Below are 11911 nucleotides of genomic sequence, written 5' to 3'. Positions count from 1 at the left end.
AATATAAGACGCAATTACTTGCGAAAAGTTTCAACAATTTTTTTTGCTTTGGAAATTCCAACTACTTGTGCAATGTCTTCGATTGATGCCTCCTTTATCCTTTTAACCGATTTAAACTTTTTTAACAGGTCTCTGGCTGTTTTTTCACCAACACCGTTGATATTCTCCAAGGTAGAGTTGATGGCGGCCTTGCTTCTTTTATTACGATGCAAGGTAATGCCAAACCTATGTGCCTCATTTCTCAATTGCTGTATTATTTTTAAACTTTCCGACTTTTTATCTAAATATAAAGGAATAGGGTCCTCTGGAAAATATATTTCCTCTAGTCTTTTGGCAATTCCTATAATTGCAATCTTTCCCCTTAAGCCTAAAATATCCAAACTTTTCAAAGCAGAGGAAAGTTGGCCCTTTCCTCCATCAATGACAATTAATTGTGGTAAAGGTTGCGTTTCGTCCAACAATCTTTTGTAACGCCTGTATACCACTTCTTCCATTGAGGCAAAATCATCCGGGCCCACAACGGTCTTTATATTATAATGTCTGTATTCTTTTTTTGAAGGTTTGCCATTCTTAAAAACCACACAAGCTGCGACAGGGTTACTTCCTTGTATATTACTATTATCAAAACATTCAATATGTCTTGGTTCGGTTGACAATCGTATGTCTTTTTGCATTTGGGCCATTATTCTATTTGTATGGCGCTCAGGGTCCACTATCTTGATCTGATTGAACCTTTCCTGTCTAAAATATTTGGCGTTCCTAATCGAAAGGTCAAGAATTTTTCGTTTGTCACCCAATTTGGGAACAGTAACTTTTATATGGGGTTCTACTACAACTTTAAAAGGCAAATAAATCTCTTTTGATTCTGAATTAAACCGTTGCCTTATTTCAAAAATGGCCAGTTGCAAAAGATCCTCATCTTTTTCTTCCAGTTTCTTTTTGATTTCCATGGTATGCGATCTAATAATGGCTCCAAGCGATATCTGTAAGAAGTTAACATATGCAAAAGAATCATCGGCTATTATCGAGAATACATCAACATTATTGATTTTAGGATTAACAATGGTGGTCTTTGATTGATAGTTCTCAAGAACAGCTATCTTGTCTTTGATCTGTTGTGCTTCCTCAAATAGCATATCATCGGCCAACAGTTTCATTTGGTTTTTGAAAGATTGTAAAGAAGACTTGAAATTCCCTTTGAGGATACTTCTTATCTCATCAATCTGTTTATCATAATCCGAACTGCTTTGTAGACCCTCGCAAGGCCCTAAACAATTTCCCAAATGATATTCAAGACACAATTTATACTTGCCCGATTTGATCTTTTCCTCGGACAGATCATAATTGCACGTTCGCAGTGGATAAACGTTTCTGATTAATTCCAATAAAGTTTTGACCGTATACATGCTGGTATACGGTCCAAAATACTCAGAACCATCTTTAATCAATTTTCTAGTTGGGAATATTCTCGGGAAACGTTCTTTCTTAATACAGATCCAAGGATAGGATTTGTCATCCTTCAACAAAACATTATATCGCGGTCTATATTTTTTAATTAGGTTGCTTTCCAATAAAAGTGCATCTGACTCAGTGGAAACAACAATATGCTTTATACTTCTGATTTTTTTTACCAGAATACGGGTTTTACCATATTCATGGTTTTTATTAAAATATGATGAAACTCTTTTTTTAAGGTTTTTGGCTTTGCCAACATATAAAATAGTATCGGCCTCATCATAAAACTGGTATACCCCTGGGCTGTTAGGCAACGTACTTATTTGAATTTTTAAGGGTAGTTGGGGCATTTAGCTATAAATTGTTTTGTGATTAAATACACTCTGTTAAATTACTACGTTTTTGGTTAAATGAATATGCTTTACATTTTTTTAACTACTGGCTTCAACAAGAATTGTAACGCGTGCCGATCAAAAATTCAATACTGTTTTGTTAGGATAAATTTGAACCTCTAACTTTTTGTTATTATTTCTTGACATTATGAAAAAAAAACGTCCTCATGAATAATTATTCTTATATTTAACTAAGCAAGTGCTATAATACTGTTGATTTCAACTCTTTCCACACAACACCTTGAATATTAGCATTTTAAATGGTTTTACCTTTAAATTTTCTCTTTTCCGGAATTATCAAATTGTTAAAATTTTATTTAAATTGTGCATTTCATCGATAAAATGGTGCACTTAATAGTGATTTTATCAATTTTTTATTTACATTTAGAAAATCAAAATCAGATAATACATGGACAGTTACATAATAACCCTCGGCACCTACTTAATACTAATGTTGTTTTTCAAAGTATATTTTGCAGTAGTCGCAAAAGAGTAGTCTTAAAATTAAATCGTAATTCTTCAACCGCCCCCTTATGTTGAAATCTGAATTACGTTTACTATTTACTGAAAGGAGAAACGCCCTTCAGGAAAAAGAAATAACTGCATCAAGTTTATTGATTTCCAATCAATTGTTAAAACTCCCTATATGGAGTTTTTCTTTTTTCCACCTGTTCCTACCCATCTTAGAAAAAAAGGAAATAGATACCTCTTATGTTCTTACCATTTTGCAAGGGAAAGATAAAAATGTAGTCGTTCCGAAAATGCAGGACAACAACCTTATTAATTATTTACTTACCGATAATACCCTTTTGCGAAAGAATCGTTGGAATGTTCCTGAACCAGTCGAGGGCATACTAATAGCCCCAGAACAAATTGAAGTTGTATTCATTCCGCTGTTGGCATTTGACAAGCAGGGTAACCGGGTTGGTTACGGAAAAGGATATTATGACCGTTTTCTTAAACAGTGTAAAGCGGATGTTATAAAAATTGGGTTATCTTTTTTTGATGCCGAAGAAGAAATATCAGACGTTTTTGAGGCTGATATTCCGTTGGACTATTGTGTTACGCCCAAGAAAATCTATTCGTTTTCTATTTCTTGATTTTCTTCTAGCACTTCATTCTCTTCCTCCTTGTTTCCAAAAGCCTTTTTATTAAAGACCAACAATATGCCTACCCCAGTGCTAATAGCAGTGTCTGCAATATTGAATACGGGGTCAAAAAAACTAAAATGATTACCACCGAAATAGGGCACCCATTCTGGCCATGTGGTATCAACCATGGGAAAATATAGCATATCTACAACCTTCCCGAAAAACAAACCGCCATAAGGTTCGTCTGAGAACATAGTAGCAACTTGCCCAATGCTATCATTGAACAAAATCCCATAAAAAACAGAATCGATAATATTGCCCAAAGCACCGGCAAAAATAAGTGAGACAGCAAGAATAAGCGTTTTGGAAGAATGCTTTTTAATACTATCCAATAACCAATATCCTATCCCCGCAACAGCAAATAACCTAAATACTGAAAGAATCAACTTTGCCGTATTTTCCGAAATTGGAAGAAAATCGTTGAGCTTGGCTCCCCATGCAGCGCCTGAGTTTTCAATAAAATGTATTTTAAACCATTCGAACACCTCATAAGAGTCGCCCAAGGCAAAATTCGTTTTAATGTATATCTTGCTAATCTGATCAACCAGCAGCACCAAAACAATAATCAGCAAAGATTTTTTAAGACTCATTTTATTAATTCTTGATGGGCAAAAATAGGGATATTATTCGGTTTTAATCAAGTAGATATTACCCGTTGTGGTAGTCAAATTATAATAATCATTTCCGAGAGGAATCTTTTCACTTTCAATATTCCCAAAGCTATTTTTGGTTTCTATGGTAGCCTCTTTTGCCTGAACGTGAATATCCCCACTTCTTGTCACTGCAGTCGTATTGCCCTTTATTTGATCTAAGCTGCAATTACCATCATCCAAAGTCACCTTTAGGCCCATATAGTTTCCTTCGACATAGACATTGGTATTCGACCCAAAAAGATAGGCCTTCATATTTTCTGGTATTTGAATTTTTAAAGAAATTGAAATAACCTTGTGGGCACTTAATTTGTCATTTGGTTTTATAAAATTGGGCTGAAAACCTGTGCTTATTTCTATCGTTGGGCCATTCTCCTCAATTTTAACCAATAAATCATCCTTGTACTCACCATCGAGTAATGCCTCAACTCTAATTTCTTTAGAAGTAGTTGTAGAAAGGTCGACCCGGAAACAATTTTTGGAGTCAATTAGAATGAAAGATGTCTCGGGGTTTATAATCGACTTTTTCACAACTTTTTGGGCGTTGGACAACCCAAAAGATAAAAGTAAAGCAAATAAGATTTTCTTAGTGGCCATTCGTTGGCATAAAAAAACGCCCCTGAGGGCGTTTCAATTATTTTTGCATGTTTTTCGCCTCAATACTCAGAGTGGCATGAGGAACCAATTTTAATCGCTCCTTATTTATGAGTTTGTTGGTTACCCTGCAAATGCCATAAGTTTTGTTCTCTATACGCAAAAGCGCATTTGTTAGGTCACGTATAAACTTTTCTTGACGAATCGCCAATTGGGTATTTGCTTCTTTACTCATTGTATGAGAGCCCTCTTCAAAAGCCTTGAAGGTAGGTGACGTATCATCAGTACCATTATTACCATCGTTCATATATGAGCTTTTTAACAACTCTAGATGACTCTTTGCTTTCTCAATTTTATCTTCAATCAAAGACCTGAATTCTGCCAAATCCTTATCTGAATATCTTACGTTTAAATCTTTTGCCATTTTTTTAGTGTTTTTCAATAAACAATTTAGTGTTCACCTCGTCAAAGGCAATTGCCGTGCCATTTTCAAGGATATCCTCAAACTGCAGTTCGGCTGTTAGTGTTTCCGCTTTAATATAACCTATGTTACTTTCAACGGCATTCTCAACCAAACCATCCTTAAGGATCTTAATATCAATTTTATCAGTGACCTCAAAACCAGACTCTTTTCTAATATTTTGAATCCTGTTTACGAGTTCCCTGGCAATACCTTCCTTTCTAAGGTCTTCATTGATTGTAACATCAAGAGCTACGGTAAGTGGCCCTTGGCTTGCTACCAACCAGCCTTCTATATCTTGGGAAGCTATCTCTACATCCTGTAACTGTAATTTAATGATTTTATTATCGATATTTAAAGATATTTCGCCCTGCTGTTCAATTTTTTGGATGTCTTCCTGTCCTAAAGAACTAACGCTCTGTGCGATAAGCTTCATATCCTTGCCATATTTTGGGCCTAATACCTTGAAATTTGGCTTTATTTTCTTGACCAAAATTCCCGATGCATCATCCAAAAGTTCAATTTCCTTGACATTGACCTCTGACTTTATCAAATCGGCAACTGCTTCAATTTCATGTTTTTGCTGATCATCCAAAATAGGGATCATAATTTTTTGCAGGGGTTGACGAACCTTTATTTTTTCTTTCTGTCGAATAGAAAGTACCAAAGATGAAATCGTTTGGGCCTTGGCCATTTTACTTTCCAAATCCTTATCAACCAGAGATGCATCATACTCTGGGAAATGGGATAAATGAACACTTTCAAATTTATCCTTTGAAGTGGTATTGGTCAGGTCCCTGTATAGTCTATCCATAAAGAAAGGCGCAATAGGGGCCGACAGTTTTGCAACGGTGGTCAAACAAGTATATAGTGTTTGGTAGGCCGAAATCTTATCTTTCTGGTAATCCCCTTTCCAGAACCTTCTTCTACATAAACGAACGTACCAGTTACTCAAATTTTCCTGCACATAATCAGAAATTGCCCTAGCGGCCCTTGTTGGCTCATAATCATCATAGGCCTCATCTACCTTTTTAATTAAGGTATGAAGTTCAGAAAGAATCCAACGATCAATTTCAGGGCGTTCATTTAGTGGAATATTATCCTCAGCATAAGAGAATTCATCTATGTTCGCATATAAGGCAAAGAATGAGTATGTATTATAAAGTGTGCCAAAGAATTTTCGTTTTACCTCAACAATCCCATCAATATCAAACTTTAAATTGTCCCAAGGATTGGCGTTTGAAATCATGTACCAACGTGTGGCATCGGGCCCATGCTCATCCATAGTTTCAAAAGGATCAACCGCATTGCCCAGACGTTTGGACATTTTCTTGCCTTCCTTGTCCAAAACAAGTCCGTTGGAAACTACATTTTTATAGGCCACGGAATCAAAAACCATAGTGGCTATGGCATGTAAAGTGTAGAACCAACCTCGGGTCTGATCCACGCCTTCAGCAATAAAATCTGCTGGAAACGTTTCTCCTTTATCAATCAAATTTTTGTTTTCAAAAGGATAATGCCATTGCGCGTAGGGCATAGAACCACTATCAAACCAAACATCTATCAAATCGCTCTCGCGTTTCATAGGTTTGCCCGATTTTGAAACCAAAGTGATCTGGTCAACAATATTCTTATGAAGATCAATCTTTTCATAATTGTCTTCACTCATATCACCAACCACAAAATCTGCAAAAATATCCTGTTCAAGTACACCTGCTTCCACAGCTTTCGCCATTTCAGATTTCAATTCTTCAACAGAGCCAATAATCATATCCTCGGTACCATCTTCGGTACGCCAAATAGGAAGTGGTATTCCCCAATAACGAGATCGGGAGAGGTTCCAATCATTGGCGTTTGCCAACCAATTACCGAACCTACCTTCACCTGTAGCCTTAGGCTTCCAGTTTATGGTTTCATTCAAATTGAACATTCGGTCCTTGACATCGGTGATTTTGATGAACCAAGAATCCAACGGATAATATAAAATTGGCTTATCTGTACGCCAGCAATTGGGATAACTGTGTACATATTTTTCGACCTTAAAAGCTTTGTTCTCCTCTTTTAGTTTGATGGCAATTTCAACATCGACCGACCTCTCTGGAGCAGTTCCATCGTCATAATACTCATTCTTGACGTACTTACCACCCAATTCCTTCATTTCGGGTCTAAACTTGCCTTGTAAATCTACCAACGGGACTGGATTCTTATTTTCATCCAAGACCAACATTGGTGGCACCTCAGGAACGGCCTGCTTGGCAACCATGGCATCATCTGCACCAAAAGTAGGCGCCGTATGTACGATTCCCGTACCATCTTCAGTCGTTACAAAATCCCCGGCAATGACCCTAAAAGCATTTTCTGGGTTCTGGTATGGCAGGGCATAGGGCAATAATTGCTCATATTCAATGTCTACCAAATCTTTTCCAACTACTTCGGTAATGACCTTAAACGGAATCTTTTTATTTGCAGTAGTATATTCTGTAAAATCGCTCTCATTTTCAGCCTCAAAAAACTTGCCGCTGAATTGTTTTCCAACCAGATTTTTGGCCAAAATCACATTGATTGGTTCAAAGGTGTATTGGTTGAAACTTTTAACCAATACATACTCTATTTTGGCACCGACCGTTAATGCGGTGTTCGAGGGAAGCGTCCAAGGAGTCGTTGTCCAAGCCAACATATGAATATCACCATCAATGTTGTTCAAGGCCTCGGGTAAAGTTTCTTTTTTAACCTTGAATTGTGCCGTAACCGTAGTATCGGTAATATCTTGATAGGTTCCTGGCTGATTCAATTCATGTGAACTTAATCCAGTTCCTGCTTTTGGTGAATAGGGCTGAATGGTATACCCTTTATAAATAAGGTCCTTATCGTAAATCTGTTTCAACAACCACCAGACAGACTCCATATATTTGGACTTGTACGTTATATATGGATCTTCCATGTCAACCCAATAACCTACCCTTTCAGTCATTTCATTCCAAACATCGGTATAACGCATTACCGCTTTTTTACAAGCAGCATTATATTCTTCAACAGAAATTTTTACGCCAATATCTTCCTTTGTGATTCCCAATTCCTTTTCAACACCCAGCTCGATTGGAAGTCCGTGTGTGTCCCACCCAGCTTTTCGCTTAACCTGAAAACCTTTCATGGTCTTATAGCGTGGAAAGATATCCTTGATGGTTCGTGCTATTACATGATGAATACCAGGCATGCCGTTGGCAGATGGTGGCCCTTCATAAAATACATAGCTTGGATTACCTTCTCTACTGGAAACACTTTTTTCGAAAATCGAATGCTCTTTCCAGTACTGTAGCTCTTCCTGTGCAACCTTAGGTAAATCCAATCCTTTATATCCGGCAAACTTCATTATATCTATTGTAACGCTATATTATTAAGGCTGCAAAATTATAAATTTAGATTGAATTATTTCCATATTATACCAAATGAAATACAGGCAATTAGGTGCATTATAGCTAATTACAACGGCAAAGCGTCCAAATGAATGAATATTGCGTATATCTTAACAGTTGAAATAAAATAAACGCAAAAACCAAAACAAAATGAAAAAAGTGATTTTAAGTGCCATTTTAATGGTAGCAATGAGTGTATCATTTGTATCATGTAGAGAAACTGCTGAAAAAGCAAAAGATGCTACTGAGCAAGCAGGTGAAGCAATCGATGAAGCTGCAGAAGCTACTGGTGACGCTGTTGAAGGCACCTTGGAAAAAGCTGGCGAAGCTGTTGATGCTGCTGGTGAAGCAGTAGACGGTGTTAAAGATGCTGCCAATGATGCTGTTGATGCTGCTGGAGATGCAGTAGATGGTGTTAAAGATGCTGCAGGAGATGCTGCAGATAAAGTAAAGAAAACAGCAAAAGAAGTAGAAGACGCTGTTAAGAATTAAGCACTTTCTTGTTTTAAGATTTAAACCCTGGCCTTTTGGTCAGGGTTTTTTGTTTAAAATTTATAGCCTAGCCCTAGAATAAGATTCGTACCTGGTGCAGCTATCCCTGAGGAGTATGTTCTATAAAGTTGATTGGTTATATTCTCAACCGTACAACTAAGCTTAAGCGAATGTGTTATGTTATATTGACTTCGGATGTTCAAGGTATACCATGAGGGTGAATATGGCAATCCGTTGGCATCTTTGGCGTATATGTAAGCTTTATTCTGTTCTGAGTGCGCCAAATCGTAGTTTTCTATCTCACCATTATAATTGATAAAAGCATCCATTTTAAGATTTTGGTTCTTCCATATCAAATGTAAATCCCCAAAAGTAGGTGCCACATGTCTTGCGGGAGTGTCCGTCCCAAACTCATCTTCTTCAATTCCTTCGGTCAAAGTAAGGTTTGATACCAAGGATAAATTTTCTGAAAGAAACGCTTCAAGACCAAACTCAAAACCATATACATAGGCTTTGGCCGCATTCTGCATTGCCTGAACGTTGCTCATTTCACCATTATATTCTATTTGCGATTGGCCATTGAACAAATAATCCCTGCGCACCAAGGCGTCTACCAAATAGGTGTAAAAGGCAGCCCCTTTGAACACAATTTTGTCCTTGAAATTCTTTTGTATTCCCAACTCCACATTATAGGCATATTCAGGTTCCAAATCTGGATTCGGCACTACAACAGACCCTGGCTCAGAATCAAAAACCTTTCCTACATCATCTATATTCGGTGATCTAAACCCTGTTGACCCATTAAAAGTCACTTGCAAATTGGCCCTTGGGAACCAGCTGAACCCTAAACTACCCGTTAATGCGCCTGTACTAAGATTGGCATCGTCGAAAGGAAACGGATAAAAAGTTTTATCAAAATCGGCATTGATCCAAACATGGCTGTACCTTAATCCTGAAAGCAAAGTGAAGTTTGGTTTTGCTTTATATTCCCCATTCAAATAACCCGCCGTTGTTTGCCAAGAAGAACCATCAGGATATCGGGAGGCGCCCTCCAAAGTAGTATTTGAATTGATATTCTTATGACTGCCTTCAGAATTCACATAGTTGTACACATACTCTGCCCCGTAGTACAATCGTAGGTCACCTATTTTCTTGTTCTCAAAATCAATGTTCGTAGATAGTGCGTTCACCATTTCCTTGGTTGAATACAGCATAGGGTCTTGGAACCCTCGGTCGTTTCTACTTTCCTCGAAATATTGATACGCAGTGGTTATTTTCAGTCCGTCATAGAATTTTCCCTTTCCTTTTTTGTTTACCTGAACATTGCCCATAAACCATTTTTGCGGACCGTAATACCACTCAGCAGAACGAAGGCCCTCACCAGTACTTGCTGGTCTTATCAATCGATCATAGCGCGAATAATCAGAGGTTTCGGAATAAAATAGGCCCACGTTCATATCCCAATTGTTATTGGGTCTGTGGGTGATTTTCTGCATCAGGTTTAGCTGATTATACCCTGTGGAAACCTGTTTTTGGGGGTCTTTATTTGTCACCAATTCATCAATCCCATTGGTTGTTCTCACATAATTATTGCGTAGGTATGAATCAGGGCCATTCTTCCCCATTTTTAAATCATCAAAACTGTTATAGGTAATACTGGTCAAATACGCCCATTTCTTCTTCCCAAGATTAAAATCTATATGGGCCGTATTCTCACTGCTCGCTGTCGCAAACCTATAATTGGCATTGCCAGAAAATGAAAGGCTATCGGTATTTGAAAGCCCTGCTTTTTGTGTATAGAAATTCATTACACCACCAATGGCATCACTTCCGTAGATTACAGAACCCGGCCCGAATATAACCTCGGTATTTTTGATGGTATAAGGGTCAATGGCTATAACATTCTGGATATTCCCGCCCCTAAAAATGGCATTGTTCATTCGAACACCATCAACGGTCAATAATAACCTGTTCGTTGCAAATCCCCGAATCATTGGGCTACCACCACCTAACTGACTTTTTTGCACAAATACTTTTCCACTGTTTTGTAGTAAATCGGCAGAGGTTTGCGGATTAGCAAATGCAATAGAGCGCGCATTCAATGATGCGATCTTATGTGGAATATCTTTCTTTTGCTGTTCCCATTTAGAAATTGACATGACCACCTCATCCAACTGTTCTGGTTTTAAAACCATTAAAGCCCGAGAACTGTTCCTGATCAATTGCGCCTTCGAGGCTTTAAAGACTTCGTAGCTTATATGTTTAAAGGTGATTCGCTCGTTGGTACTAAAGGCGGTTAAGTCGCATTTACCATTAAAATCACTAAGTGTGGTTTTTGATTTATCGCTGTTGAAGATTGCCACATTTACGATGGGCTCTTTGGTGTTAGCATCCAAAACCTGTATTTCTTGGCCCTTAACAGTAGCAAAGAATAGTAAAAGAATCATAAATACTACCTTGTTCATACTAGCTGAAAACTTCATTTAAAATAGCAAGCGATCTGGGTTTTCTAAAACCCTGCAAATGTAATTCAAAATAAAGAACCAACGATTGTAATAACTCCTGTCTATTGGCCTTCTTCATCTTGATCTTATTTAATGTATCAAAATTTATGCCCAAGAACCGTTTGAAGTAATTTAAATTCTCCCCTTTAATATTAGGGCTCAAAGTGAGGTTATTGGTGAATTCGGCCTCTAACAAATCAAAATATAAACCCTCGGTACTTGTGGTATCCGGGTAGAACCCTAAATACTTGGTCAGATCAATTAAAAAATAGATGTGAAAATTGTTCGCCTCAGTGTTGGCATCCAACCACTGTAAGGCGCTCTCCATATAATAAAAAAGGCCTTCGTTGCGCTCTTCTTCCTGTATACTGTTCGCCAACATTTCAGATAAAAAAAGCGTGATGGCATTTTTTGAAATATCTGAATGCAATGTTTGGTATTGATGGGTGACCCTAGCCTCGCGAATAGACTCCAATGTACCTTTGTTCTTATGGTTTGCAACAATCTCCAATTGGGTCAACGGCTGAAAGTAAGCTGTTTTCAATTTGCCTTTCCTAGAGGCAAGAACACCTTTCAATAAATATGATTTTAAGCCGTCTGACAAAGTAAATGCTTTCACGATCAAGCTGGTATCACCATATTTGAGTGATGATAAAACAATGGCCTTGGTTGTTACTTGCATGGTTGGTTCTAAGGATATTCCAAAGATAAGTGGAAAAAATACGAAGTACGAAGTTAGAGGTTAAAGGTTAGAGATTTAAAAACAAAAAAGTGCGAAGCATTATTCATACTTCGCACTT

9 protein-coding genes are annotated in these 11911 nt (G+C 37.6%); 2 read left to right on the top strand and 7 right to left on the bottom strand.

Annotation, left to right across the window (positions count from 1 at the left end; genetic code table 11):
• Window positions 1-14 precede the first annotated feature (14 nt).
• On the bottom strand, window positions 15-1805 hold the full coding sequence (gene uvrC / locus FB2170_RS08300) for an excinuclease ABC subunit UvrC (RefSeq protein ID WP_013306090.1): 1791 nt from the start codon (window positions 1803-1805) through the stop codon (window positions 15-17).
• A 575-nt stretch (window positions 1806-2380) separates the two neighbouring features.
• On the opposite strand from uvrC, the gene FB2170_RS08295 reads away from it, so the two are divergent.
• Window positions 2381-2947, top strand: coding sequence for a 5-formyltetrahydrofolate cyclo-ligase (locus tag FB2170_RS08295; RefSeq protein WP_013306089.1), 567 nt, complete (start codon window positions 2381-2383; stop codon window positions 2945-2947).
• Here the strand turns inward: FB2170_RS08295 and FB2170_RS08290 are convergent.
• Genes FB2170_RS08290 through ileS form a run of 4 tightly spaced genes read right to left on the bottom strand, consistent with a single transcriptional unit; the run spans window position 2926 to window position 8072 of the window.
• Window positions 2926-3588 (bottom strand): lipoprotein signal peptidase, encoded by a 663-nt coding sequence (locus FB2170_RS08290; RefSeq protein ID WP_013306088.1) that lies wholly within the window; start codon window positions 3586-3588, stop codon window positions 2926-2928. The genes FB2170_RS08295 and FB2170_RS08290 overlap by 22 nt on opposite strands.
• A gap of 33 nt (window positions 3589-3621) precedes the next feature.
• Entirely contained in the window at window positions 3622-4245 is a 624-nt protein-coding gene (locus FB2170_RS08285; RefSeq protein ID WP_013306087.1) for a hypothetical protein, read from the bottom strand.
• A 37-nt stretch (window positions 4246-4282) separates the two neighbouring features.
• Window positions 4283-4666 (bottom strand): TraR/DksA family transcriptional regulator, encoded by a 384-nt coding sequence (locus FB2170_RS08280; RefSeq protein WP_041633121.1) that lies wholly within the window; start codon window positions 4664-4666, stop codon window positions 4283-4285.
• Window positions 4667-4670: 4 nt separating this feature from the next.
• Window positions 4671-8072, bottom strand: a complete 3402-nt coding sequence (gene ileS, locus FB2170_RS08275; protein WP_013306085.1) for an isoleucine--tRNA ligase — start codon at window positions 8070-8072, stop codon at window positions 4671-4673.
• A gap of 193 nt (window positions 8073-8265) precedes the next feature.
• On the opposite strand from ileS, the gene FB2170_RS08270 reads away from it, so the two are divergent.
• Entirely contained in the window at window positions 8266-8607 is a 342-nt protein-coding gene (locus FB2170_RS08270; protein WP_013306084.1) for a hypothetical protein, read from the top strand.
• Window positions 8608-8660: 53 nt separating this feature from the next.
• Here the strand turns inward: FB2170_RS08270 and FB2170_RS08265 are convergent, their stop codons facing one another.
• Entirely contained in the window at window positions 8661-11072 is a 2412-nt protein-coding gene (locus tag FB2170_RS08265) for a TonB-dependent receptor domain-containing protein (RefSeq protein ID WP_049782667.1), read from the bottom strand.
• A 1-nt stretch (window position 11073) separates the two neighbouring features.
• Entirely contained in the window at window positions 11074-11793 is a 720-nt protein-coding gene (gene recO, locus FB2170_RS08260; protein ID WP_013306082.1) for a DNA repair protein RecO, read from the bottom strand.
• Window positions 11794-11911 lie beyond the last annotated feature (118 nt).

This window comes from Maribacter sp. HTCC2170 (assembly GCF_000153165.2).
Lineage (GTDB): Bacteria > Bacteroidota > Bacteroidia > Flavobacteriales > Flavobacteriaceae > Maribacter_A.
The sequence above is the reverse complement of the archived record's forward strand: the minus strand, read 5'-3'. Positions and strand labels throughout refer to the sequence as shown.